Consider the following 23741-nt stretch of genomic DNA (forward strand, 5'->3'; position numbering starts at 1 on the left):
GTCCCTTGAACAGGTGTGAGTACGGTCCGCGATTGACATGAAGCGAGGTCGCATCGCTGCACTCCTTTGACTCGGCACCTGCTGTGAACGACACGAGTACAGCAGCCGCGGTGGTGGTCGGCAAACCTTTTAGCTGGGGGCTTCACAGTCGCTTACTCTGACGTGGTGACGCCGCCCCTTCTCGACGCCCGCGCTCTCGCTGCCGCTGTCGTCGGCCCGATCGCTCAGGTGGAATCCGTCCAGGGCTTCGCCGGCAACCAGACCTTCCGCCTGCAGACCGTGTCCGGGGAGACGGTCTACCTGAAATCCGGCGACACGGTCGAGGCCGAGGCCCGCGCCTGTGAGCGGGCCCGATCCGTCGGTGTGCCGGCTCCACAGATCCTGGTTGTCGAGCCGACGTACCTGATCTGTGCCGAGGTCCCTGGCAGCGCGTCCAGTGCCGAAGCGGTCATCACCGAGCTCGGCCGTGGGCTCCGCCGCCTGCACGAGATCCGTGGGGACGACGGCAGTTGGGCCGAGCGGCTGCTGCAGCTGATCGAGCGGCTCGACGTCCTCGCCGGCATCATGCCCGACGACCTCGCCCAGCGCCTCCGCGTGATCATCCCACCCTTCGTCGCCACCGTGGCCGACGTCGAACCGGTGCTGCTGCACTGCGACCTGCACCCTCGCCATCTGTACGCCGTCGGCAACGAACTCACCGGCGTCATCGACTGGGGCGACACCATGTACGGCGACCCACTCTTTGACATAGCCCGCTTCTCGATGTCCGGCGACGTACCAACCAAGGCGCTCCTGGCCGGCTACGGCCTCAGTACGGCGGGTCTCGAGAAGACGCTGTCGATGTACCGAGTCCTGTGGTGCCTGATGGCCTTGCACGCCGAGCACCGCGCCGGCGGCGACTGGTTCGCCGCCCACGTCACCACCATGACCAACGAGCTCACCGCATGAGCCGGTACTGGCTGCAGGCCAGGGTGATGTGGCGCGCCTGCCCCGGCTGGATGCTCGCGGCCGTCATCGTGGTGATTCTCGAGGCAGCTGTCGGGACAGGGCTGATGGTTGCCATCGGCCAATTCATCGCCGCGTTGTCGGGCGACGGGTCGGTCTGGCCGTGGTTCGGAGTCATGGGCGGCCTGATGATCGGCGGTCCGTTGCTGTCGTCGTTGATGGCCTGGTTGACCGCGAGGACGACGGCTGCGACGGCGGCGTACGTGCTGGAATTGCTCGCTGAGACAAGTCTGCGTCCACAGGGTCTCGAACTGCTCGACTCGCCGGGGTTCTCGGGTCGGCTGCAGGCTGTTGTGGAAGCGACCCGCGACTGGACGTTCATGTTCGGGTTGAACAGCACCTGGCAGGTGCTCAGCGCGCGACTCGCTGGTGTGGGGGCGTTCGTCGTACTGCTGACGTGGCGGTGGTGGGTGCCGTTCGTGCTGGCCGGCTCGTTCGTGGTGATGGCGTGGACGTTCACGCGGTGGGTGGACGCCTCGTTCGACCGGGTGATGCAGACGTCGGCCGGGCCTCGGCGCCGGGCGGCGTACCTGCGTGGGCTGTTGACGCAGTCGGCGTGGGCGAAGGAGGTACGGCTGTTCGGGTTGGCGGACTGGTTGCTGGAGCGGTACCGGTTCACGTGGCTGTCCGCGATGGCCGAGCTGTGGACGTCGCGTCAGCGCGGTCTCAGGCCGGTGTACCTCAGTTGTGTGGTGACGGCGGTGGTTATCGCTGGGGTGCTGACACTGCTGGCGGATGACGTGGCCGATCGGCAGGTCGGAGTGGCGGCTGTGGTGACGCTGCTGCAGGCTGTGCTGGCGATGGATGCGTTCGGCATCCTCGGGGATGGGCAGCGGGCACTTGGCCAGTACGCCGCGACTGTCGCCGGGCTGGTCGGGCTCCGTCGCGAGGCCGGTCTGCCGTCAACTGATCTCGCACCGCCGCCTGCGTTGACGCCGCGTGAAGCCAACGGTGCCCTGGCAGTGGAGCTGAAGGACGTCACCTTCACCTATCCGACGCGCACCGAGCCGACCTTGTCGCGACTGAGCTTGGAGATCCCGGCCGGTCAGTCGATCGCAGTCGTCGGCGCGAACGGTGCCGGTAAGTCGACGTTGATCAAGCTGCTGTGCGGGCTCTACCGGCCCGACACCGGCACGATCACGGTCGACGGCAACGATCCGGCCGACGAGATCACCGGGAATCCGCGGGTGGCTGCGATCTTCCAGGACTTCGTCCGCTACCACCTTCCGTTGCGTGACAACGTCGGCCTCGGAGCTGTTGCCATCCGCAACGAGCAGCCGCTGCTCGACAAGGCGCTGATGGACGCGGCAGGCGGCGTACTGCTGAAGCGCGTCGGGTGGGAGACGGTCCTCTCGCCTGACTACGACGGTGGCACCGAACTGTCCGGTGGTCAGTGGCAACGAGTCGCGTTGGCTCGCGCGTTGACGGCTGTTGCGGGTGGCGCCGGCGTACTGATCCTGGACGAGCCGACTGCGGCGCTGGATGTGCGGACCGAGGCTGCTCTCTTCGACCGGTTCCTGGACATGACGGCCGGCGTCACGACCATCCTGGTGACGCACCGACTGTCGAGCGTGCGGCACGCCGAGCGCATCGTCGTACTCGATCCGGAGCGAGGGATCGTCGAGGACGGCAGCTACGACGCACTCATGGCCGCGGATGGTCAGTTCGCTGCGTTGTTCCGGTTGCAGGCGGGGCGGTTCCGATGAGGCGCGGCGTGTGGATGGTGCTGACGGCCGCGTTCCGGGTGAGCCCCGGCCTCGCGTTCTCGTGTCTGGCCGAGACCATCGGGCGCCTGCTGCGCGCGGCGACTCCATGGTTCCTCGGGCTGTTCGTGGCCGGCGCGATCGCGGCCGATCGCGGGCAGATGCTGGTCGCGGTCACCGCCCTGGTGGCCGTGTCCGGTGTGCAGAACCTGCTGGGCATCGTCGGCACGAATGCGCGGATCGCGCTGATGGAGCGGGTCGGCTTCGACTTCGACGCCAAGATCGCGGAGTTGATCGCTCGGGTCCCGACGCTCGAGCACCTCGAGTCTCCCGACTATCTCGATCGGACCCAGACCCTGCGGGACGGCCAGGGGACGCTCGGCGGCGCGCTCAACATGCTGCTCAACATCCTGAACAACCTGGCCTTCGCCACCGGCATCCTCGTCGTCGCGGCAACCGCGGACTGGCGGCTACTGATCCTCGCGGCCCTCGGATTTCCGCGGCTGCTGACGGGCCGCTGGACCACTCGCTGGGGTCGCGCGGCCGAGGAAGAGAGCGCCGCGCCCTCGCGGTTGACGCAACACCTGGTCGATCTGGTCACCTCGCCGTACGGAGGAGCCGAGGCACGAGTGTTCGGACTGCGGCAGGAACTGCGCCACCGGGTTCGGGACAGCGCGACCGCCTGGCAACGACCGTTGGTCCGCGGCGCGCGGAAGGGCGCGCTGTTGTCGGCCGGGATCTCCGGCGTCTTCTTCGGTGCCGCGATCGGTGTCCTCGGTTGGATGACGTACGACGCTCTGCGCGGTGCTGTCTCAGTGGCGGCGCTCGTGGTTGCGGTCACCGCGGTGCGCGGGCTGGAGAACGTGAGCGGCATCTTGACGAACGCCGTCCAGGACACCGCCAGGCTGATGCGGAACGTATCGCGCTTCGTGTGGCTGCAGGACTACGTCGTACAGACAGCCGGAGGCGGTACTTCGGAACCGCCGGAACAACTGGAGTCCGGGATCCGGTTGGAGGCGGTCCGGTTTCGTCATCTGGGCTCGGACTCCGACGCGGTGGCTTCGGTGGATCTCGACCTGCCGGCCGGTTCGGTGGTTGCCCTGGTCGGCGAGAACGGCGCCGGGAAGTCGACTCTGGTCAAGCTGCTGACCGGTTTGTATCGCCCGAGCGACGGCCGGATCCTGGTCGACGGCAAGGATCTCGCCGAGTTCGACCCGGCGGCGTGGCGGTCACGGCTGTCGGGCGCATTCCAGGACTTCGCCGACTTCGAACTGATCGCCCGCGAGGCAGTCGGACTCGGCGACCTGGCTGCGGTCGACGACGAGCCCCGTGTGCACCAGGCGCTCCGCGACGCCGCCGCCGAGGACGTCCTGCACGCGCTACCGAACGGACTGTCCACCCAGCTCGGGACCACCTGGGACGACGGCGTCGAACTCTCCGGCGGCCAGCGCCAACGCCTCGCGATTGCCCGCGGCCTGATGCGCCACCAACCACTGCTACTCGTCCTGGACGAGCCGACGTCCGCACTCGACCCAACGACCGAACACGAACTCTTCCACCGCTACGCCAACGCCGCTCACCAAGCCCGAACCACCAACGCCATAACCCTCCTCGTCACTCACAGATTCACGACGGTCCGTGTCGCTGACCTCATCGTGGTGATGGATTCAGGCCGCATCGCGGAGGTCGGTACACATGACGAGCTGGTCGCGGCAGGCGGCCAATACGCCGAGCTCTACGACATCCAGGCCCGTGCGTATCGCCTCAGTTGATGAGGGTGCCGAGGTGGTTGCCGGTGGCGATGGTGCTGGCTGCGCCGGTCTGGTCGATGTCGAAGACGTGGAGCGGGAGGCGATGGTCGCGGGCCAGGATGAACGCGGACTGGTCCATCACGCCGAGGCCGCGGTCGATGACCTCCTGATAGGTCAGGTGGTCGAAACGGGTGGCGGTCGGGGACGTGTTCGGGTCGGCGTCGTACACACCGTCGGCGCCGTTCTTGGCGACGAGCAGGGCGTCGGCATCCAGCTCGACCGCACGCTGGACACCGGTCGCACGCAGCGCGATCACCTCGTTGGCGAGGTGGGTGAGCCGGTCGCTGCTGAACCCGAATTCACTCGAGCCGGCGATCGCCTGACCGGACAGCTTGAGGACGAGCCTGCGGTACATGCTGCTCCTTCGCCGGGGACACTCGCGGCAGCAGGTCTACCACGGATTCGACCGGCACGGCTCTGGACGGGCGGGCGGGTGCGCGGCACGCTGACCAGATGACCGAGTTCAAGCAGGAGGATCTCGCCGGGGCTCGCTTCGAGGAGCTGTCGCTGCGGGGCGCGGTGTTCCACGACGTCGATCTGCGCGGCGCGCGGTTCGACAATGTCAATCTGGATGGGGCGACGATCCGTGCGGTGGTGCGGGACGTGTCGATCGACGGTGACATTCGGAATCTCACGGTGTGGGGTGTGGACGTCGTACCGCTGATCGATGCCGAGCTCAACCGTCGTCACCCCGGTCGGGAGAAGATGAGCCCGGCCGACGCCGACGGCTACCGGGAGGCGTGGGAGCTGCTCGAGCGGCTGTGGGGTGAGACGGTCGAGCGGGCCCGGAAGCTGCCGCCGGCGATGCTGCACGAATCCGTCGACGGAGAGTGGTCGTTCATCCAGACGCAGCGTCACCTGGTCTTCGCCACGGATGCCTGGGTACGGCGTGCCGTCCTCGGCGATCCGGCGCCGTGGGATCCGCTGGACCTGCCGCACGACGAGATGCGCGACACGCCGCCGATTCCGCGTGATCGCGCCGTCCAACCGTCACTCGACGAGGTGCTCGCCCTGCGGGCCGACCGGATGGCGACGGTCCGTACCGTCTTCGCCGAGCTCACCGACGAGCGGCTCACCGAGATGACCGAGCCGGTGACAGAACCCGGGTACCCGGCGTCGGAGAGTTACCAGGTCAGCGAGTGTCTCAGCTGCATCCTGGGTGAGGAGTGGGAGCACCGGATGTACGCCGAGCGTGACCTCGCCGTCCTCGAGTCCGGAAATTCTCAGAAGTGAGGTGTCGAGTTCGGTCCAGGCGGTTCGACGCGTAGCCGAGAAGACACCGACAACCTTCGGGAGACATCATGGAGCTCAGCGTCAACACCTTCGTCAGCCTGGACGGCGTCATGCAGGGCCCGGGCGGGCCGGACGAGGACCGGAGCAACGGATTCGAGCACGGCGGCTGGCTCGTACCGCACGCGGGCGAGGGGCAGCTGGACCCGGTCGACGGGTGGTTTCGCGAGGCGGACGCGTTCCTGCTCGGGCGGTCGACGTTCGAGATGATGCGCACCTTCTGGTCGCAGGTGACGGTCGAGCCGGACAACATCGTCTCGACCGCGCTGAACACGTGGAAGAAGTACGTCGTCAGCAACACCCTCTCCGACGAGGACGCCGCCTGGGGCGACACGACCGTACTGCGCGGCGACGACATCATCGACCAAGTACGGCGCTTGAAGGAACAGCCCGGCCGGGAGCTGCAGGTCCACGGGAGTTGGCAGCTCGCGCGGACGCTGCACGACGCCGGCCTGGTCGACACCTACCGGCTGATCCAGTTCCCGGTCGTGATCGGCACGGGCAAGCGGCTGTTCGAGGACGGCGCCGTACCGTCGACGTACAAGATCACCTCCGGGGAGGTGCAGAACGGCGTGGTGTCGCTGACGCTGCGGCAGGACGGCTTCGGTTCGGTCGGCACCGGCGACATCGTGGTCGAGGACGGCAAGGAGGTCCTGATCTGACGTTTGTCGGTGCTGTGTCCTAGCCTCGATGCACTGGGTGATTGGGGAGCGGACATGGACGCAGTGATGACGCAGGGGATCCTGGATGCCGGCCTGGACGACTGGCGCAAACTTGCCCAGGGCCTGCATGGACGATTCCTGACCGGGTCCTTCGCCGACGGCGTTCGCTTTGCGGAGGCCGTCGGCGAGGGCTGCGCGGAGGTCAGGCTGGCCGACACGTTCGTCGACGTGAAGCTGATCAGTCAGGATGCCGTCTACCGGGATGACGACGGCGCCGAGCACGTGTTCGCGTGGGTGACTCAGCGCGATATCGAGCTGGCGCGGCGGATCAGCTCGATCGCGCAGTCGATGGGGATCGCTGCTGAGCCCTCGGCGGTGCGGCAGCTCGAGCTTGCGCTGGACACCGCGGACCTCGCGGCGGTCGGTCCGTTCTGGGCCGCCGTCCTCACCGGAAGCACCGAGTCGTACGAGTCGGGCAATGTCGTCGATCCGACGGGACGCGTGCCGAACCTGTGGTTCCAGGGCACGGACGCCCACGAGACTCCACAGCAGCGCTTCCATCTCGATCTCTGGGTGCCCTACGACGTCGCGGAGGAACGCATCGCCGCCGGCGTCGCGGCAGGCGGCCGGATCACCTACGACAAGGAAGCGCCCGCGTTCACGGTGCTGGCTGACCCCGAGGGCAACAAGGTCTGTATCTGCACCTGCCTCGACCGCTGATAAACCAGGAGCATTCCGCGCCGTCTGTTGGCTACAGTCGGCCAAACAGTCCGATCGAGGAGGTGCGTCATGGCTTGCATGGCTATCCGGTTCCGTACCGACCCCTCCTTGTCTGATCGGTAAATCTGCTCAGTAACTCTCCGGACCGGTTGGTACGTCGCGGCGTAGGCCGCGGGTCCTGTGCGCCCGCGCGCACCCCGTACCGACCGAACCGGAGCTGTCCATCGTGGACACACAACTGAATGCTGCCCTCACCCAGGCCCTCGACGGCGTGAAGCACGACGCCTTGCGCGCTCGCGTCGCCGCCATGTCAGCCCGCTACCGCGCCGAGGAAGTCGACGACACCACCCTCGGCATGGCGGACGACCTCGACTGCCTCGCGTACGCCGTCTTCCGCATGCCGGCCACCTACCACGCGATCCGCGCCGCCCTACTCGCCGTGGACACCGACGTAGCCACGCACCTGGACCTCGGCGGCGGCACCGGAGCCGCCGCCTGGGCCGCCGCCGGCCTCTGGCCAACCATCACAACCGAGATCGTCGAGCGACAACCAGCGGCCATCAGGCTCGGTCGCCGCCTGATCGCAACCCTTGCCAGCAGCAACCAACGCTGGACCACTGCCGATCTCCGACGCTGGACCCCGGACCGCCGCGTCGACCTGATCACGATCGCCTACGTCCTCAACGAGCTCTCCGAAGCCACGCGCCACCGACTGATCACCACCGCGGCCGAGACTGCGGACACGGTGGTGATCGTCGAACCCGGCACACCACGCGGCTTCCACCGGATCCTCGAGGTACGGCAGCAACTCATCCAGCACGGCTTGACGATCGCCGCGCCCTGTCCACACCAGCACGCCTGTCCGTTGGCCACGAGCGACTGGTGCCACTTCGCCGTACGACTTCCCCGGAGTGAACTCCACCGGCTTCTGAAGAACGGCATCCGTAACTACGAGGACGAGAAGTTCACCTACCTCGTCGCCACCCGCGCGCCCGTCCATCCAGCCGAGGCCCGCATCATCACGCGACCGAGCAGCCCGAAGGGCCAGGTCGTGCTGGACCTCTGTGTCGCCACCGGCACTCGTCAGCGACTGACTGTCCGTAAAGCTTCAAAAGAGGAGTACCGGAAGGCCCGCTCGGCCTCGTGGGGGGATGTGTGGGTACCGAACGACAGGAGGTAGTCGAGTTGGCCGAGGGGCCGTCCGGCGTGTCGCCACGATCGGGCCCGGCATGGGCGGACACCTCCTGTCCTTCGGTACCCCGTCAGAGGTCGTAGCCGCCGGAGGCTTCGAGGGTTTGAGCGGTGATCCAGGCGGCGTCGGGGGAGAGGAGGAAGGCGATCACCTTGCCGATGTCGTCGGATTCGCCGATCCGGCCGAGCGCGGTCCGGGCGGCGAGCGGCGGGATCAGTTCGGGGTACTTCGAGAACGCGTCGTCGCCGAGGCGTGTCCGGGTCACGCCCGGCGCGACCGCGTTCACCCGGATGCCGCGACCGCTGAACTCCTTGGCCAGGTAGCGGGTGAGCACCAGTTGGGCGCCCTTCATGCTCGCGTAGACCGAGTAGCCCGGCTCGGGCTTGGTGTTGTCGAGAGCGGAACTGCTGCTGGTGTTCACGATCGCTCCACCGTCCTCGAGCAGAGGCAAGAGGGTCTGGGTCAGGAAGTACGGCCCCTTGAGGTGGATCCGCAGCATCTGGTCGAACAGTTCCTCGGTCGTCTCCTCGAACGGCACCGGCTGCTGCCCGACGCCGGCGTTGTTGACGAGGAAGTCGAAGGAGGTCCGGTTCCACCGCTCGGCCAGGCTCTGCGCTACGGCAGTCTTGAAGTCGTCGAAGGTGTCGCTACGACTCACGTCCAGCCGCAAAGCGACCGCCGTACCGCCGTCCTTCTCGATGCGTTCGGCCGTTTCCAGACCGCCGGCCGCGTTGCCGTGGTAGGTCAGGATCACTCCGACACCGCGCTTCGTCAGCTCGAAGGCCGCGCTCTGCCCGATACCGGAGCTCCCACCGGTGACTATGGCTACCTGCATGATCGTGCCAATCTCCTACTGAGTTGTGAATGGGTACACGATCAGTAGACGCTGCAGGCAAGGAGTTCCCGTAGACCATTGCTCGTGATGACTTGCACGATCCTGCCTGATTCAGGGAAAGGTAGGCATCTGGTACGACGGTGCCGCGCGGAGCTGAACGGCGTCGCGGCTCGGCGGCGTGCCGAACTCGCGACGGTACTCGCGGCTGAACTGCGACGGGCTGTCGTAGCCCACGGCATACCCGGCACTGGTGACGTCCTCGCCGAGACCGACCAGCCGCAGCCGCGCCTCCTGCAGCCGGATCTTCTTCTGGAACTGGATCGGGGTCATCGCGGTCACCGTCCGGAAATGCCGATGGAACGCTGACGCGCTCATCCCGACCATCGCGGCGAGTTCCTCGATCCGGAACGGTTCGGTGTAGTGGTCTCGGATCCACCGGATCGCCCGCCCGATGTGCGACAGGCTGCTGTCGGCCAGACCGATCTGCCGGACGGCGGCGCCGTTCGGACCGCGCAACAGTCGCCAGAGGATCTCCCGCTCGACCATAGGCGCGAGCACCCGCGCGTCCTCGGGATCGCCGGCGAGCCGCAGCAGCCGGACCACCGCGTCGATCAAGTCGGCCGGCGCCTTGGTGACGGAGAAGCCGGCCGTCGCGCCGACCGGTCGGTGCTCCAGGAGCAGCGAGGCGATGGCGTCGGATCGCAAGGTCAGCCCGACGCCCAGGAACGGCGCCTCGGTGAGATGGCCGGTCACGGGCAGATCCACTGACACCACGAGGTAGTCGCCGGCGCCGTACTCGAAGACCTGGTCGCCGACCGCGAGCCGCTTCCTGCCCTGTGCGACGAGCGCGAACACCGGCGTCGCCAGCGATGCCATCGGGGGAGTCGGTGCCTCGACGACGGACAGCAGCAACCCGTCGATCGGCGGCTCGCGGCGGGCCGCGGCGGCGATCAACGAACGCAACTCCGCCATCGCTGTGTCCATGACAGGTTCAGGCTACGCAAACCGTCTACCTCAGGGTGCGATGACGAGGCGGATGATCAGGTCGTTGTCGAGGGTGAAGGTGTACTGGAGATCGATGCTGCCACCGGGGCTGGTGTTCAGGGTCGGTGCGTAGTCCGTCGCCATTCCTGCGGTGTCATGCCGTGCGCTTTGCGGAAGCGGCGGGTGAAGTGGCCGGGGTCCAGGAAACCCCAACCGGCGGCGATGGCCGCGATGGAACGATGGCGGTACGCGGGGTCGGCGAGCTGGCGGGCGGCGCCTTTGAGGCGCTCGGTGATCAGCCACTGCTCAAGGCTGAGGTGCTGCTCGGCGAACAGCTTGTAGAGATAGCGGAGCGAGATGTTGTGCGCCGCCGCGATGCGGGTCGGTGTCAGATCGGGGTCGGCCAGGTGCTGACGCGCGTACCAGGTGATGCGGGTGAACAGTACGTCGGCCATCGCATGCGGGTGCTGCACGTCGTTGTCCGCAGCGGATGTCAGCAGTGCCCGGACGAGTTGCGTCGTCGCCGTACCGACCAGGTCGGCCGACTCGGTGCCTTGCAGCGAGCTGATGATCCCGGGCAGCACGGTCAGATGGTGCAGCATCAGGTCGTACAGCGGACTGCTGGGCAACCGGCGCGCGGCTGTGCGGATCGTCTCGACACTCAGCTCGAGGTCGTCGTAGTCGATCTGGAACGCCAGTGACGCGCCGCGACCGCTCCAGGCGAAGTCGTACGGCGCGGTCAGATCGACCAGCATCAACTCCCCGGTGCGGACCCGCTGATCCACGCCGCCCTGACTGAACACACCCGACCCGATCACTTGCACGGCCAGTGCGAGCCGCTCCGGACCGCCGATCCGGACGTGCTTCGGCGTACGGACCAGCCGGATCCCGGACCCCTCGTTACGGAACAGATCCGGCGTACCGAGGCGCCAGAAATCCATCCGGGCGTGCACGTCGCCGGACGGATCCTCGTGCTCGACCCGGGACGGCACACTCGCCGACATCATCGCCGCATAGAACGCCTCGGCCCGGTCCTGTTTCGGCAGTACGGCGGTATCGAGCAGCACGGCCATCCACAACCCCCTCCACCCCTGGAACCTGGGGGGCGAACTGTGCAGACACAGCCCAGATCCGTGCACGCACATCCTACGAAGGACGCCGTCCGGACAGCTACGTTTCCGGCAAACCTCCCGGAGGGAAGGACACACGATCATGCCTGCTGACACCATCGTGCTGGTTCACGGTTTCTGGGTGACGCCGAGGAGCTGGGAGCACTGGATCACGCACTACGAGGCGCGCGGCTTCAAGGTCCTCGCGCCGGGCTACCCCGGGTTCGAGGTCGAGGTGGAGTCTCTGAACGCGGACCCGACGCCGGTACTGAAAGTCACCGTGCCGGCCATCATCGACCACCTGGAGTCGGTGATCCGCGCCCTCGACGCACCGCCGATCATCATCGGGCACTCGGCCGGCGGGGCGTTCACGCAGATCCTGCTCGACCACGGTCTCGGTGTGGCCGGGGTGGCGATGAACTCCGCACCGACCGAGGGCGTGCGCGTCGTACCGGTGTCGCAGGTCAAGTCGACGTTCCCGGTGCTGAAGAGCCCCGCGAACCGGCACAAGGCGGTCCCGCTGACCTTCGAGCAGTGGAACTACGCCTTCACGAACACGTTCGCCGAGGACGAGGCCCGCGCGCTGTACGAGCGGTACGCGATCCCGGCGAACGGCGGGATCCTGTGGGGAAGCGTGCTGGCGAATTTCCAGCCGGGTCACCAGGACACCTGGGTCGACTACCACAACGACTCGCGCGCGCCGCTGCTGTTCGTATCCGGTTCCGAGGACCACATCATGCCGCCGGAGGTGCAGCGCTCGAACGCCAAGCACTACAAGTCCAAGTCGGTCACGGAGATCCGGGAGTACGACGGTTACGCGCACTTGCTGCCCGCGCAGGAAGGCTGGGAGCGGATCGCCGATGAGGTACTGGACTGGGCGCTGGCCCACTCGTGAGTCTCGCCCGGATCACCCACATCGGCGGCCCGACGACGCTGATCGAGGTCGACGGTTGGCGGCTGCTCACTGATCCGACGTTCGACCCGCCCGGTCGCCGGTACAGCTTCGGGTGGGGTTCGTCCTCGGTCAAGCTGGTCGGGCCGGCGCTCGGTGTCGACGAGTTGCCGGAGATCGACGCAGTACTGCTGACGCACGATCAGCATGCCGACAACCTCGACGACTTGGGACGCGCGCTGCTGCCCCGGGTGGGTGCCGTGGTGACGACGGTGACTGGTGCTGCCCGGCTTGGTGGCGGGGCTGTCGGGTTGGCGCCATGGGCTGTCCATACGCTGAACCGGCCGGGACGGCCGCCGCTGTCGATCACGGCGACACCTTGTCGACACGGGCCGCCACTGAGCCGGTCGATCACGGGTGACGTGATCGGGTTCGCGGTGGAGTGGCCAGGGCAGGAGCACGGGGCGCTGTGGGTGTCGGGCGACAGCGTCCTGTACGACGGGATGCGTCAGGTCGGCGGTCGATTCGATGTGGGGACGGTGCTGCTTCACCTCGGGGCGGTGCGGTTCGGTGTGACCGGGCCGTTGCGCTACTCGATGACTGGGCGGGACGGGGTTGAGCTGTGCTCGTTGCTACGGCCGCAGACGGTGATCCCGGTGCATTACGAGGGGTGGAGTCACTTCTCGCAGGGGCGGTCGGGGGTTGCGGGGGCGTTCGCTGCCGGTGGTCTTGAGGCGCGGTGGCTCGAGCTCGGCGTGACGGGGCTGGTGTCGGTCTAATCGGTGGGCGCTGCGCCGGATGCTTTGGCAGCATGTGGCGCATGACTGATGGGCGTTTGGACGGTGGGTTCGACGAGGGTGCCTCGTTGGTTGACGGCATCGTCCGCCGTACCGCGGGCCCATGGACCGCTTCGGTGCATGCGTTGCTCGCCCATTTGGACGCGGCCGGGTTCGAGGGTGCGCCTCGGCCGTTGGGGGTGGATGCCGAGGGGCGGGAGATGGTCAGCTTCCTGCCCGGGCAGACCGTGGGGAACGCAAGGCCCTGGCCGTCGTGGACGCACAGCGGGTCGGCGCTGGTGGACGTGGCCCGATGGCTGCGTCGCTACCACGCGGCTGTCGCCGACTTTGTCCCGCCGACGGACGCGCGCTGGCGCGAGGGCGAGACGTGGCGACCGGGCCTGATCATCGCGCACAACGACCCAGCGCCGTACAACGCCGTCTGGAACCCGGACGGTCTGGTCGGCTTCGTCGATTGGGACATGGCCGGGCCGGTGACGGTTGAACTGGATGTCGCCTGGGTCGCCTTCTCGTGGACCCCGCTCCATGCCCCGCATGTCGTTGCCGCCGAAGGCTTCACAGACCTCGCTTCTCGCCTGCCCCGCCTCGAGCTCTTCCTCCGGGAGAACAAGTGGCAAGGCACGACCGCGGACATCATCGACCTGATCGCCGAACGGCTCACATTGCAGCTGGGTCTAATGACCCAGGCGGCCGAGGCCGGCGACCCGACGTACCAACGGATGCTGGCGGCCGGCCGGCACCTAGACCTGCAGGTCGCCCTCGACTCCTTGCCGTGACTCCCGCCCCGGCCGGACGACGTACGCGGTCTTCGCATCACCATCGAATCCACAGGCCTTGTAGAACCCGTGCGTGGACTCTCTTCGTGATCCCGTCATCAGCATCACCTTGTAGCAACCGGCATCCTGCGCCGCCTGCAAGGTGCCCGCCATGATCCGCTTCCCGAGCCCGGATCCCCGCACCTCGGCATCGACGACGACGTTCTCGATGACGGCGTACGGGGCCGCACCGCGGGTGAGATTCGGGATGAGGTTCAGGTACGTCGTCGCGACGACTTTGCCGTCGACCTCGAGCACGAACAGCCGCAGACCCGGAGCCCTCAGGATCTGCGCGAACACCTCCGCGTCGGCGCCGTCCCGCCGTACGGGATCCCCGGGATGCAGCTGCCGATACAACCGCATGACGGCCTCGAAGTCGTTGGCCCCAGCCTCGCGAAACATGGGCTGAAGCCTATGGGTCACCAGGGCACAGGGCCATCTTCGCTGAAGAAGCCGGCGGTCGGACTATCGGCGTCGAGCGTGGCCAGGCGGACCAGGACCGCGGCGCCCTCCGCGACCGTGAGAAAACCGGTGTGGTTGTTGCTGTCGGTGTCGACGAAGCCAGGGGCGACGGCGTTGACGAGGAAGCCGTCCTTGCGCAGTTCGTTGGCGTACTGGACCGTCAGCGCGTTGAGCGCAGCCTTGGACGGCACGTACGCCGCCGACGGCAGGAGTGCTGCGAACGGGCCGTCCGGATCACTGGTGAGGGTCAGCGACCCGCCGTGACTGCTGACGTTGACGATGCGCGGTGCCGGTGACCGCCGCAGCAATGGCAGCATCGCGTTGGTCACCGCGATCACCCCGAAGACGTTGGTGTCGAACACCGCCCGGACCATCTCCAGCTCGACGGTGCTGGGGACCTGATCGAAGGCGTCCTGGGGCGATACCTGTCCGGAACCGGTGATGCCGGCGTTGTTGATCAGTACGTCGAGGTGTCCGAACTGCTCCTCGATCTGCTTCGCCGCCTCCCGGACGGTGGTCGGATCGGTGACATCCAGGGTGACCGCGTGCACGTCACCGCCTTCCGCTCGCAGTGCCTCAGCAGCCTCCTCGCCGCGCCGCGGGTCCCTGGCGCCGATCAGGACCGACATACCCAGCGCAGCGAGTTGCTCGGCAGCTCCACGGCCGATGCCCTTGTTCGCCCCTGTCACTAGCGCGATCTTGCTCATGCCTTCGTCCTCACTTCGTCCTCTGTGCGCACTGAACGAACACAAGATGCCGACGACCGAGCCGCTGTGACGGTGTCGCCAGGTGACGAACACCACCGCCTGCAGATGTCACAAAGGTGCAGCTACCAACATCGGCCGAGCCGAAGCCAGCTTCGAGTGAGGCGAGGTTCCCAACCGGACTGGGTCTGAAGGTGGGTTGCTTCGAAGAGGAGAGGGTGGGCGGGACGGCTCGTTGCGAGGTGGCGTACGACGGGGAGCGCGAGCGCGGAGGTGTCGTCGGGATCGAGCTCGTTCGGATCGAGCCAGTCGATGGCTTGGATGCCTGGTTCGACGAGACGGGGGCGGTGGTCGGCTGCTGGCGTCGCCAAGAAGTAGAGGATGCCGACCGCGCGGTGGCGCCAGTGGTGGCGGCATTCGGCGACAAGGTGGGTGACGTCGACTTGGAGGCCGGTTTCCTCGAAGGTCTCGCGGGTTGCTGCTTCGGCAGGAGTTTCGCCGGGCTCCACGTGTCCGCCGGGCAGTTCCCAGCGGACTACGCCGAGGCGCTCATGGCGAACCATCAAGACGTGGCCTGCTGAGTTGAGGGTGCACGTGAAGGCTGTGAGTCGTTGGGGTAGGTGCAGGGCGGTCATGGGGTGGAGTCGTGGAAGCGGTTCGGCGGGACTACCGCGATGGGGAGTACCTCGACGAGGAGTTCGGGGATGACGACCTCGGCGAGGATCGCCTGCACGTTCTCGAAGCTCTTGCGGAGCTGGGTCGCGGCGTCGCCGACTCCGACCACCACGCTGTTCGGATCCCAGGCGACCTGCCCGGTCACATGGATGACGCGCCCTTCGGGCTGGATCACGCCCTGGTTGAACGCTCGCCCGTCAGGTGCCCAAACACCCGCTGGATTGAAGTGTCTGACCATCCACGGAGTCTAGGCAGACGTCAGGGCCGCCCGACGAGAAGGCAGAACGGGTGACCGGCTGGGTCGGCCAGGACGTACAGGGGCTCGCCGCCTTCGGTCGTGCGGTCGAGGAGCACCTCGGCGCCGAGGTCCACCGCACGCTGTTTGTGGTGCTGCAGTTCTTCGAGCGACGGCACGGCGTAGTCGACGTGCAACTGCATCGGCACGTCATGCGACGGCCAGGTCGATCGCGGCAGGACGCTGACCTGCTGAAACGCCAACTGACGATTCCCGTCGTCATCTACCAGAACCAGCCAGTCGGCATCGTCGACAGACCCGTCGGCCGGCCGCTCATCCCCAGGCCGGTACCGCAAACCGAGCAGTTTCCGGTAGAACTCCGCCAACCCACGCACATCCGTCGTGTCCAGCGCCGTGTGCATCTTCCTCGGATATCCCGCCACAACAACCGTCTCCTCAACCACCGCAGCCCACGAACTACCCACTGACTATCACCCACCCCGACCATCCCAGCTAGGCGGCTGAGCTCCGGGCGTGGTGGAACATCACGGCGATGGCGGCCAACTGAGCGAGGATGGCCGCCGCGGTGAGGGTGGACGGGTCCGCGGTGAGGCGGACGGTCGAGATGATCGGGCAGAGGAGCCAGAGACAGGCGATGAACAGATAGAGCCTGGGGCCCAGGGTTCCGTCGCGGGCGAGGCGGAGGGCGGCGCGGCGAGGCTCGATCAGGCGGAGGATCGCGACCGCGGCGCTCATCGCGAGGGCGACCGTGATGCTGGCGGGCGCGGTCTCCATGAGCGGGGTCTGCACGGTGCGCGAGAGGCCGAGCAGGGCCGGCGCGCCCAGTGCGAGCACGATCGCGACGACGGCCAACGCGTCTCCCGGCGGCCAACCGGAGGCGCGTTGGCGCTCAACAGGTTCGCCCGACACGCGGTCACGGTATCGGAAATCCCCTCGTGTGATGCAGGCAGGTCCGGCAGTATCGAGGTGTGGATGGACGGGGGTTGGCTCGCGCGTACTACGACGACGTGGTCGGACCGTTGCTCGCGGCAAAGTGGCCGGAGCTCCAGCACGCTGCCGGTCGGCTCGGCGGTGGCTCCGACGTACTGGGTCTCGACGATGCGACCTCCCGGGACCACGACTGGGGTCTGCGCCTCACGCTCCTCGTCGACGAGGCGAGCCGCGACGAGGTGGACGCGTATCTCGCCGCGGAGTTGCCCAAGACGTACGCCGGTCTGCCGACGCACTTCCCGTTCACCGGACAGACCGAGAGCATCCACCACGTCGAGGTCGCGTCGGCGGAGGGATTTGTCCGCGGGCGGCTCGGCTTCGACCCTCGGGACGAATTGTCGACAATCGACTGGCTGACCGTGACCGGCCAAGCTGTCCTGGAGGTGGTCGGCGGGCCGGTGTTCGTCGATCAGGTCGGCGACATCTCCGCCGTCCGGGATCGGCTGCAGTGGTACCCGGATGACGTCTGGCGATACGTCCTGGCGTGCGACTGGCTCCGGCTGCAGGAGGAGATGCCGTTGATGAGCCGCGCCGGGGATCTCGGCGACGACATCGGTTCACGGGTGATCGCGGCGCGGCTCGTCGACGTCGCGGTGCACCTGGCGTTCATGATCGAGCGGCGTTGGCCGCCGTACCCGAAATGGCGCGGGACGCTGTTCGCTGAACTGCCTTGTGCGCGCGAGGTGGGTGACGCGCTGCGGAAGACTTTGAAGGCTGACCATTGGCGCTACCGGCAGCAGCAGCTCGGCAGGGCCCTGGAGCATCTGCTGAACCGGCAGCGCGCGGTCGGGTTGCCCGCTCCGGGGCCGGCGACGGTGGACTTCTTCGATCGTCCGTACCTGCACGCGAACGACGCGATCATCGCCACGCTGCTGGCCGACGCTCCTGACCTGCCCCGAGGCCGGGGGAGCGTTGAGCAGCGGACGGACAACGTCGCCGTACTCGTTGATCCTGCTGCGCGACGAGCCGCCGTCACCCATCCTTAGCCGTCAGCCCCTCGGCTCTTTCCGTCCGTGGGCGACCAGCAGCTCGATGCGAGTGACCTCGTCCCGCATCATCGGCAGGTCGGCGACGACCTCCAGGTACCAGTGCTGTGAGTTGTACTTCGCGTCCCAGCACGGGGCGGGGTCCGCGGGGACGGCGATCTGGAAGGGGGAAGAGATCGATACGCCGGGCCGCAGCTCAGCTTCGCCGGAAAGCGTCACGACGGCCTCGACGTCGCGCTCGACGATGCCGTCCTGCTCGTGGCGCTCGCTGACCAGTTGAACACGCAAGCCCCGCGTGTGCTGTTCGACGGTCGGGTTCGCGGTCACAGTGCCGGCCAGATTGCCACCAGGCCGAAGCTCTCGGGTCGTGAGCTCGACGGTCATCGGTATCTCGGTCGCATACTCCGTCGGAGTCTGCGTGCGATGTGCCAGCATGCCGGGGGCGCCTTGGACGACCAGCGGCGCCTCGTCCCAAGCGTCGAAGCCTCGACGACGGTCCACGATGGCCCGGACCTCCCAAGCGACGGCGGCGTCGACGCTCGGGGGTGCCTCCTGTGGGAGGCACAAGCTGAAGACCCGCTGACCGGGCTCCGGGGTACCGGCGAACAGTGGGACCGTCTGGACCGGCACCCACTCGGTGGTCCAGCCCTCCGAGTCCTCCCCGGCGCTGTCCCGGCTGACCCGACAGTAGGAGTTCAGATAGCCGAGCTCGATCCGGCCACCTTGAACCTTGGCGTCGATCTTCCCGACGTCAACGCGGCAGATGATCTCCTCGCCGGCGGCAACCGTCGACGGCTCGACGGTCAACTGGACCGGAGTCTTCCGGCCGAACGGCACCATAGGCTGACATTACGCCGCACGGCTGGCACCCGCGAGACCCTTCCTAACGCCGCCGGCCCGGTACGTCGCCCGCCGATGGATCACGAAAGGCGCGCCGGTAGGTGTCCGGCGGCACCGCGACGACCCGCTTGAACTGGCGCCGCAGTGTGGTGGCCGTACCCATCCCAGTCGCCACAGCGATCGACTCGACACTCTGATCCGTCGTCTCCAGCAGCTCCTGAGCGCGCCGTACCCGCTGGGTCAGCAGCCACTGCAGCGGCGTCTGCCCGGTCACCGATCGGAACTGCCGACCAAGGTGGCGAGGACTCGTGTTCGCCCGCCGAGCCATGTCAGTCACGGTCAACGGCTCGTCCAGCCGCTCGAGCACCCACGCGAGCAACTGGGCAAGCCTGTGGTCGCCGTTCACCTCGACCGGCGTCGCCACGAACTGCGCCTGGCCGCCAGACCGGTGCGGCGGTACGACGAGACGCCTGGCAACGCTGTTGGCGATCGCGGCCCCGTGATCGAGGTGGATCAGGTGGAGACTGAGGTCCACCGCGGCGGCCTTGCCGGCTGAAGTGAGCACGCTGCCGTTGTCCGTGTAGAGCACGTCCGGATCAACCTCGGCCAGCGGATACCGCGCACTCAGCTCCGCAGTGTGCCCCCAGTGCGTGGTCGCGCGCCGACCGTCGAGCAGTCCCGCAGCGCCGAGTACGAACGCGCCCGTGCACAGCGACGCCACCCGCGCACCCGCCTCATGGGCAGCACGTACGGCGTCGACCAGCTCGGGCGGCGGTGGTTCGTCGACATCGGCGCACGCCGGCACGATCACGGTGTCGGCGCTCACCAGGCGGTCGAGCCCGTGGTCGGGCTCGACCGAGAACGGGCCGACCTGGACCGGACCCGGTCCGCAGAGCAGTACGTCGTACCAGCTCCCCGATGCCTCGAGCGGGGGATTGCCGAAGATCTCGTAGGCGACGCCGAGCTCGAAATGGAGCAGGTGGCCGGCGGTCGCCAGCGCGACGGTGTGCATGTCCGAAAGTGTACGCATGGTGGCGTTCCGGACTCTCACGCTCGTGCCCGTCGGACGGCGAGACTCGTCGCACCAACGAGTGGAGGAACACGGATGTCTGCAGTAGTGGTCTATGGAGCGACCGGGCACACCGGCCGCTTCGTCGTCGCCGAACTGGCCGAGCGCGGCTTCACGCCGATCGTCTCCGGTCGTGACGCGGCCCGGCTGAGCGGAGACGACGTACGCCCGGCGACGGTGGACGACGCGGGTGCGCTGGACCGTGCGCTCGACGGTGCGGCAGCGGTCATCAACTGCGCCGGCCCGTTCGCCACGACCGCCGGCCCGGTGATCGAGGCGGCCCTGCGTGCCGGGATCCCGTACGTCGATGTCGCGGCCGAGATCGAGGCGAACGTGTCGACGTTCGCCGACTACGCCAAGGCCGAGACACCAGTGGTTCCGGCGATGGCGTTCTACGGCGGACTGGGTGACCTGCTCGTGACCGCGGCGCTGGGGGAGTGGACCACAGCGGATGAGGTGCGCGTCGCGTATGGCTTGAACAGTTGGCATCCCACGCCGGGCACTCGGATGGCGGGTCAGGTGTCGCACGATCGGCGGGCGGGTCGGCGGGTGCGCTTCCGGAACGGTGCGCTGGAGTACCACGACGACAAGCCGACGCAGCAGGACTGGCTGTTCCCGGAGCCGCTCGGCCGGCGCACGGTGATCGCTGACTTCACCATGGCTGATGTCGTGACAGTTCCCAGTCATGTCGACGTACCAGACGTGCGGACGTGTATGACAATCGAGGCGGCAACAGACCTGGCGAACCCGGACACGCCGGCGCCCCCGGCGCACGGGGATGCCGACCAGACGTTCGTTGTCGACGTCCTGGTCCGCGCCGACGGCGTCGAACGTCGGGCGATCGCCCGGGGTGGAGACATCTACGCGGTCACCGCGCCCTTGGCGGTCGAAGCGGTACGGCGGTTGCTCGCCGGACAAACGCGAACAACGGGGGTGGCCTCGGCCGGAGCCATGTTCGACGCGGCCGATTTCCTGCGGTCGCTGGCGCCGCACCTCTCGGTCGAGCTGCCATAACGCCATACCTGCGAGAGGATGTGAGTCTCCCCGCAGCACGTCCGCCCACGTCCAGCCGGAGGCCGCCCACCATGAATCTCAACCGTCGCGACTTTCTCCGGATGGGCGGTGTGGCCGCGGCCGGAGCCGTCGCCGGATCAGCTCTCTCCGCAGCTCCCGCGTTCGCCGCGGAGATCGACTACACCGCCCGTACGACGTTCGACGACTGGGACCGGCTGTTCCAGCAGGGCGGACCGGGTCAGCCGGACCAGCCGAACGACAACACCAACGCCGACGGCCGGTCCGGCATGCTGGCCTGGAGTCAGTCGTATGTGCTGCTCGGGCTGATCCGGATGTACGAGACGTACCGCGACACGTATTACCTCGACCGGCTGATCGACAACGTCGACCAGGTCCTCTCGGTCCGCGACAGCGAGCGCGGCGTCACCGACTACCGCGGGCTCTCGCTGCCGGCCTGGCGTGCCGATCACCCGTACACCACCGGCTACACGACTCTTGCCGATAGCAACGGTCATGCGGTGCTGGAGCTGCGGCAGGCGCTGCCGTACGCCGAGGACACCAAAGTGACCGTCACCGCCGGTTCCCGTGCGGATGCCTTCACGGTCCAGTTGGTGAACACCCAGGTGAATCGCACCGTCACGCTGACCGATCTCACCATGGATCCGGCGAGTCCGGACTACGCGGTGAGCCGGATCTACACGGCGGCGCCGGGACCGTTGCAGCTGACTGCGCGAGATGTTTCAGGTGGTGCGGGGCTGGTCCCGGCGACAGGTGAGTTCCCGATGCTCACGAAGCCGGTGATCTTCGCCGTACACACCGGCATGATCACGTACCCGATCGCCAGCTTCGTCCGGATCGTAGGTGGTTCGCCAGTCCTGCAGGGACGGTACCGGACGAAGGCGGCCGAGTACCTCACCGCGTGCCGCGAGGCGGTCGCCGTACACGACTGGGAATACCGCGAGACGCCGGCAGGCGAGGGACATCTGATCTGGCCGAAGGAACAGCCGCTCGCGTACGACGGATGCGAGCAGCCGATCAACCAATCAGTCGGACTCGGCCAGACCCTGGTCGAGCTAGCGCTGGCCACCGGCGATCGCGGGTATCGGCGGAAGGTCGCCGCCATGTCGAAGATGTTCGCCGGGCAGCTGACGGTCGATGCGGGTGACGCGTACCAATGGCGCTACTGGCCGATGGGCGGGCGCGTTTACGAGGGTTTCGCGAAGACTGGGTCGCCGGAGACGGACGTCTCGATCTTCACGCCTTCCGGTGGGCCGGCTCGGCAGTTCGAGGACATCAGCCATGGTGCGATCGATGTCGAGTTCGCGGTGCGCGCCTTCCGGGCTCGGCTCGGGTTCACCGGCCAGGACATGGCCCGGCTCGCCAGGACCTACACCCAGAACGTCGCAACCACCGATGCCGACGGGTTGCCCGCAATCCACACCACCGTCGCAGGTACGGCGATCGGGGCCGCGTCGGTCGCTCACCAAGCACCCCGCTGGATGCAGGCAACGCCGTGGGATCCAGGCGTGCACCAGCACAGCCTCGCGCTCTACAACCGCTACCAGCCGACCCCCGAAGTAGACGGCCAACAAGCCATCGGCTTCGGCTGGCTCCTGGCCAACGTCGCCTACCTGAACTGGGGCGCGAAGTACGCCCGATAGCACTGACACTGCGCGACGAGGCCAACTCGCCTTGCCTCATCTACGACCTCACGCGCGAGTAGGGTCGGGTGGGTGGCTGACTTTGTCATGCGGCGTTGGGATCTGACCCCGCATCCAGAACCTATGGCTCCGCTGCATGTCCATGACCGTGGCGACGAGGGGTTCGTCGTACTGTCCGGCGCGCTCGCGGTCACGCTCGGGCCCGAGGTACGGCAACTCGGTCCCGGAGAGTTCGTCGTCGTACCCGCTGGGACAGCACACACCTTCGCGACGATCGGCGATCTGCCGACGTCGGTGCTGGTGACGATGACGCCCAACATCGACGCCCTGGTCCGTGAACTCCACCAGGTCCCCGACGACGAGCGCCCGCTGGTCTGGGCGCGCCACCATTCACGCGTGGTCTGATCGGCAACTTTGGTCCCCGCGGGCGCATCTACTAAGTGTCCAAGGGGGGCATCGTGAAGGCTTTTCACATCACCAGTACCGGCCATTTCCGTCTGCCGATCCGGACCGCGTGCTCGCAGGTCTCTCGGCCGCAGTTCCGGTGGGAGCGGTTGATGTCTCGGCGGTCAGGGGCGCCGACTCTGCATCGGTCGACTCTTTCCTGTCGGGTCCGGCTACGCGGTGAGTCGTGACGGGCCTTGGTTTCGCCACCGGTACGACGTACCACCGGATGCGCATCGATCACACCGGACCGGTCGCCGCCGCGAAGGTGCCGGCGGACATCGTGGTACGTCGAGGCGCCTTCGATGACGCCAGCCGCCGCGCAGCTCATGGCGTCCTGATCGCCAGCTTCCGCGGTCAGTTCGGCTTCGTCCCCCGCCCGCACGAGGTGTGGATCGAGGAACGCGAGGCCCGCGCGACGTTCGACTGGTCCCAGCTCACGGTGCTCGAGGTCAACCGGCGCGCGGTCGCGATCCGCGCCTGCAGCGACGAGTACGTCGAAACCGAGAACTGCGGCTACATCGACATGCTCGGCGTGGTGGAGAGGTTCCGAGGCCGTGGACTGGCCACGTTCCTCCTGCACGACGCCTTCGCCCTCGACGCAGCCGCCGGCCGAACCGGCACGATCGTCCACGTCGACACCAATACCCCCACCCACGCCCTCCGCCTCTACCATTCAGCCGGCATGACCACCTCCACCGCCCCGCGCCGCACCCTCCCCGTCACCTAGAACCGCCTCACGCCATTCCTGGTTGACTCAGCCGACCCGACACAGCTACGGAAAGTGACGGGAGGGGTTGATCGGGGGTGGGCGTGGCATGATCT

General features: G+C 67.5%; 27 protein-coding genes. 15 read left to right on the top strand and 12 right to left on the bottom strand.

Annotated features, from left to right (window positions below):
- Positions 1-165 precede the first annotated feature (165 nt).
- The 3 genes from EV652_RS19805 to EV652_RS19815 are packed head-to-tail and all read left to right on the top strand — an operon-like array spanning position 166 to position 4480.
- Positions 166-948, top strand: coding sequence for a phosphotransferase family protein (locus EV652_RS19805; protein WP_158441198.1), 783 nt, complete (start codon positions 166-168; stop codon positions 946-948).
- Positions 945-2711, top strand: coding sequence for an ABC transporter ATP-binding protein (locus EV652_RS19810; RefSeq protein WP_132210639.1), 1767 nt, complete (start codon positions 945-947; stop codon positions 2709-2711). The genes EV652_RS19805 and EV652_RS19810 overlap by 4 nt, the downstream gene beginning before the upstream one ends.
- Complete coding sequence (locus EV652_RS19815) at positions 2708-4480, top strand: ABC transporter ATP-binding protein (RefSeq protein ID WP_242001865.1); 1773 nt, start codon at positions 2708-2710, stop codon at positions 4478-4480. Before EV652_RS19810 ends, EV652_RS19815 begins: the two co-directional genes overlap by 4 nt.
- Here EV652_RS19815 and EV652_RS19820 read toward each other — a convergent pair.
- On the bottom strand, positions 4473-4874 hold the full coding sequence (locus EV652_RS19820) for an amino acid kinase family protein (RefSeq protein WP_132210640.1): 402 nt from the start codon (positions 4872-4874) through the stop codon (positions 4473-4475). The genes EV652_RS19815 and EV652_RS19820 overlap by 8 nt on opposite strands.
- Before the next feature lie 98 nt (positions 4875-4972).
- Between EV652_RS19820 and EV652_RS19825 the strand changes: the two genes are divergently transcribed.
- The 4 genes from EV652_RS19825 to EV652_RS19840 all read left to right on the top strand — a co-directional run bounded on the left by EV652_RS19825 (position 4973) and on the right by EV652_RS19840 (position 8371).
- Entirely contained in the window at positions 4973-5752 is a 780-nt protein-coding gene (locus EV652_RS19825) for a DinB family protein (protein WP_132210641.1), read from the top strand.
- 68 nt (positions 5753-5820) lie between these two features.
- Complete coding sequence (locus EV652_RS19830) at positions 5821-6471, top strand: dihydrofolate reductase family protein (protein WP_132210642.1); 651 nt, start codon at positions 5821-5823, stop codon at positions 6469-6471.
- Positions 6472-6525: 54 nt separating this feature from the next.
- Complete coding sequence (locus EV652_RS19835; protein ID WP_132210643.1) at positions 6526-7191, top strand: 4a-hydroxytetrahydrobiopterin dehydratase; 666 nt, start codon at positions 6526-6528, stop codon at positions 7189-7191.
- A gap of 226 nt (positions 7192-7417) precedes the next feature.
- Complete coding sequence (locus tag EV652_RS19840; protein ID WP_132210644.1) at positions 7418-8371, top strand: small ribosomal subunit Rsm22 family protein; 954 nt, start codon at positions 7418-7420, stop codon at positions 8369-8371.
- A gap of 82 nt (positions 8372-8453) precedes the next feature.
- On the opposite strand, the gene EV652_RS19845 is transcribed toward EV652_RS19840, so the two are convergent.
- The 3 genes from EV652_RS19845 to EV652_RS19855 form a co-directional block, all read right to left on the bottom strand.
- Positions 8454-9218 (bottom strand): SDR family NAD(P)-dependent oxidoreductase, encoded by a 765-nt coding sequence (locus EV652_RS19845; RefSeq protein ID WP_132210645.1) that lies wholly within the window; start codon positions 9216-9218, stop codon positions 8454-8456.
- Between the two features lie 111 nt (positions 9219-9329).
- Entirely contained in the window at positions 9330-10202 is an 873-nt protein-coding gene (locus EV652_RS19850; RefSeq protein ID WP_132210646.1) for an AraC family transcriptional regulator, read from the bottom strand.
- A 116-nt stretch (positions 10203-10318) separates the two neighbouring features.
- Positions 10319-11275 (bottom strand): helix-turn-helix domain-containing protein, encoded by a 957-nt coding sequence (locus tag EV652_RS19855; RefSeq protein ID WP_158441199.1) that lies wholly within the window; start codon positions 11273-11275, stop codon positions 10319-10321.
- A 139-nt stretch (positions 11276-11414) separates the two neighbouring features.
- On the opposite strand from EV652_RS19855, the gene EV652_RS19860 reads away from it, so the two are divergent.
- The 3 genes from EV652_RS19860 to EV652_RS19870 are packed head-to-tail and all read left to right on the top strand — an operon-like array spanning position 11415 to position 13776.
- Entirely contained in the window at positions 11415-12206 is a 792-nt protein-coding gene (locus EV652_RS19860; RefSeq protein WP_132210648.1) for an alpha/beta hydrolase, read from the top strand.
- The gene (locus EV652_RS19865) at positions 12203-12982 is read left to right on the top strand and encodes an MBL fold metallo-hydrolase (protein ID WP_132210649.1); all 780 of its coding nucleotides are present in this window, start codon (positions 12203-12205) and stop codon (positions 12980-12982) included. The genes EV652_RS19860 and EV652_RS19865 overlap by 4 nt, the downstream gene beginning before the upstream one ends.
- 41 nt (positions 12983-13023) lie before the next feature.
- Positions 13024-13776: a phosphotransferase gene (locus EV652_RS19870; RefSeq protein ID WP_132210650.1), complete on the top strand. Its 753-nt coding sequence runs from the start codon at positions 13024-13026 to the stop codon at positions 13774-13776.
- Here EV652_RS19870 and EV652_RS19875 read toward each other — a convergent pair.
- The 6 genes from EV652_RS19875 to EV652_RS19900 form a co-directional block, all read right to left on the bottom strand.
- Entirely contained in the window at positions 13741-14217 is a 477-nt protein-coding gene (locus EV652_RS19875) for a GNAT family N-acetyltransferase (protein ID WP_132210651.1), read from the bottom strand. The two genes, EV652_RS19870 and EV652_RS19875, sit on opposite strands and share 36 nt — an antisense overlap.
- Positions 14218-14234: 17 nt before the next feature.
- Positions 14235-14984: an SDR family oxidoreductase gene (locus EV652_RS19880; protein WP_132210652.1), complete on the bottom strand. Its 750-nt coding sequence runs from the start codon at positions 14982-14984 to the stop codon at positions 14235-14237.
- A 122-nt stretch (positions 14985-15106) separates the two neighbouring features.
- Complete coding sequence (locus tag EV652_RS19885) at positions 15107-15616, bottom strand: NUDIX hydrolase (protein WP_132210653.1); 510 nt, start codon at positions 15614-15616, stop codon at positions 15107-15109.
- Complete coding sequence (locus tag EV652_RS19890) at positions 15613-15894, bottom strand: Rid family hydrolase (RefSeq protein ID WP_132210654.1); 282 nt, start codon at positions 15892-15894, stop codon at positions 15613-15615. Before EV652_RS19890 ends, EV652_RS19885 begins: the two co-directional genes overlap by 4 nt.
- A 20-nt stretch (positions 15895-15914) precedes the next feature.
- The gene (locus EV652_RS19895) at positions 15915-16313 is read right to left on the bottom strand and encodes a VOC family protein (RefSeq protein WP_242001867.1); all 399 of its coding nucleotides are present in this window, start codon (positions 16311-16313) and stop codon (positions 15915-15917) included.
- Positions 16314-16404: 91 nt separating this feature from the next.
- On the bottom strand, positions 16405-16821 hold the full coding sequence (locus EV652_RS19900) for a hypothetical protein (RefSeq protein ID WP_132210656.1): 417 nt from the start codon (positions 16819-16821) through the stop codon (positions 16405-16407).
- 59 nt (positions 16822-16880) lie between these two features.
- Here EV652_RS19900 and EV652_RS19905 point away from each other — a divergent pair, with 59 nt between their 5' ends.
- Entirely contained in the window at positions 16881-17888 is a 1008-nt protein-coding gene (locus tag EV652_RS19905; RefSeq protein ID WP_132210657.1) for a DUF4037 domain-containing protein, read from the top strand.
- 3 nt (positions 17889-17891) lie between these two features.
- On the opposite strand, the gene EV652_RS19910 is transcribed toward EV652_RS19905, so the two are convergent.
- Positions 17892-18728: a hypothetical protein gene (locus tag EV652_RS19910; RefSeq protein WP_132210658.1), complete on the bottom strand. Its 837-nt coding sequence runs from the start codon at positions 18726-18728 to the stop codon at positions 17892-17894.
- 43 nt (positions 18729-18771) lie between these two features.
- Positions 18772-19740 carry a helix-turn-helix domain-containing protein gene (locus EV652_RS19915; protein WP_132210659.1) on the bottom strand — a complete coding sequence of 323 codons (969 nt, stop codon included), beginning with the start codon at positions 19738-19740 and terminating at the stop codon, positions 18772-18774.
- 93 nt (positions 19741-19833) lie between these two features.
- Between EV652_RS19915 and EV652_RS19920 the strand changes: the two genes are divergently transcribed.
- From EV652_RS19920 to EV652_RS19935, 4 genes are all read left to right on the top strand, one after another.
- Positions 19834-20811: a saccharopine dehydrogenase NADP-binding domain-containing protein gene (locus tag EV652_RS19920; protein WP_132210660.1), complete on the top strand. Its 978-nt coding sequence runs from the start codon at positions 19834-19836 to the stop codon at positions 20809-20811.
- A gap of 71 nt (positions 20812-20882) precedes the next feature.
- The gene (locus EV652_RS19925; protein WP_132210661.1) at positions 20883-22472 is read left to right on the top strand and encodes a hypothetical protein; all 1590 of its coding nucleotides are present in this window, start codon (positions 20883-20885) and stop codon (positions 22470-22472) included.
- 72 nt (positions 22473-22544) lie between these two features.
- Positions 22545-22877 carry a cupin domain-containing protein gene (locus EV652_RS19930; RefSeq protein ID WP_132210662.1) on the top strand — a complete coding sequence of 111 codons (333 nt, stop codon included), beginning with the start codon at positions 22545-22547 and terminating at the stop codon, positions 22875-22877.
- A 226-nt stretch (positions 22878-23103) separates the two neighbouring features.
- Positions 23104-23646 (top strand): GNAT family N-acetyltransferase, encoded by a 543-nt coding sequence (locus EV652_RS19935; protein WP_132210663.1) that lies wholly within the window; start codon positions 23104-23106, stop codon positions 23644-23646.
- Positions 23647-23741: the final 95 nt, after the last annotated feature.

Source organism: Kribbella steppae (assembly GCF_004342025.1).
Taxonomy (GTDB): Bacteria; Actinomycetota; Actinomycetes; order Propionibacteriales; family Kribbellaceae; genus Kribbella; species Kribbella steppae.

Bases quoted from the DNA above. Each gene is read 5' to 3' on its own strand.
- EV652_RS19810 (WP_132210639.1), top strand. From the start codon at position 945: ATGAGCCGGTACTGGCTGCAGGCCAGGGTGATGTGGCGCGCCTGCCCC.
- EV652_RS19815 (WP_242001865.1), top strand. From the start codon at position 2,708: ATGAGGCGCGGCGTGTGGATGGTGCTGACGGCCGCGTTCCGGGTGAGC.
- EV652_RS19820 (WP_132210640.1), bottom strand. From the start codon at position 4,874: ATGTACCGCAGGCTCGTCCTCAAGCTGTCCGGTCAGGCGATCGCCGGC.
- EV652_RS19825 (WP_132210641.1), top strand. From the start codon at position 4,973: ATGACCGAGTTCAAGCAGGAGGATCTCGCCGGGGCTCGCTTCGAGGAG.
- EV652_RS19830 (WP_132210642.1), top strand. From the start codon at position 5,821: ATGGAGCTCAGCGTCAACACCTTCGTCAGCCTGGACGGCGTCATGCAG.
- EV652_RS19835 (WP_132210643.1), top strand. From the start codon at position 6,526: ATGGACGCAGTGATGACGCAGGGGATCCTGGATGCCGGCCTGGACGAC.
- EV652_RS19845 (WP_132210645.1), bottom strand. From the start codon at position 9,218: ATGCAGGTAGCCATAGTCACCGGTGGGAGCTCCGGTATCGGGCAGAGC.
- EV652_RS19850 (WP_132210646.1), bottom strand. From the start codon at position 10,202: ATGGACACAGCGATGGCGGAGTTGCGTTCGTTGATCGCCGCCGCGGCC.
- EV652_RS19855 (WP_158441199.1), bottom strand. From the start codon at position 11,275: ATGGCCGTGCTGCTCGATACCGCCGTACTGCCGAAACAGGACCGGGCC.
- EV652_RS19860 (WP_132210648.1), top strand. From the start codon at position 11,415: ATGCCTGCTGACACCATCGTGCTGGTTCACGGTTTCTGGGTGACGCCG.
- EV652_RS19870 (WP_132210650.1), top strand. From the start codon at position 13,024: ATGACTGATGGGCGTTTGGACGGTGGGTTCGACGAGGGTGCCTCGTTG.
- EV652_RS19875 (WP_132210651.1), bottom strand. From the start codon at position 14,217: ATGTTTCGCGAGGCTGGGGCCAACGACTTCGAGGCCGTCATGCGGTTG.
- EV652_RS19880 (WP_132210652.1), bottom strand. From the start codon at position 14,984: ATGAGCAAGATCGCGCTAGTGACAGGGGCGAACAAGGGCATCGGCCGT.
- EV652_RS19885 (WP_132210653.1), bottom strand. From the start codon at position 15,616: ATGACCGCCCTGCACCTACCCCAACGACTCACAGCCTTCACGTGCACC.
- EV652_RS19890 (WP_132210654.1), bottom strand. From the start codon at position 15,894: ATGGTCAGACACTTCAATCCAGCGGGTGTTTGGGCACCTGACGGGCGA.
- EV652_RS19895 (WP_242001867.1), bottom strand. From the start codon at position 16,313: ATGCACACGGCGCTGGACACGACGGATGTGCGTGGGTTGGCGGAGTTC.
- EV652_RS19910 (WP_132210658.1), bottom strand. From the start codon at position 18,728: ATGGTGCCGTTCGGCCGGAAGACTCCGGTCCAGTTGACCGTCGAGCCG.
- EV652_RS19915 (WP_132210659.1), bottom strand. From the start codon at position 19,740: ATGCACACCGTCGCGCTGGCGACCGCCGGCCACCTGCTCCATTTCGAG.
- EV652_RS19920 (WP_132210660.1), top strand. From the start codon at position 19,834: ATGTCTGCAGTAGTGGTCTATGGAGCGACCGGGCACACCGGCCGCTTC.
- EV652_RS19925 (WP_132210661.1), top strand. From the start codon at position 20,883: ATGAATCTCAACCGTCGCGACTTTCTCCGGATGGGCGGTGTGGCCGCG.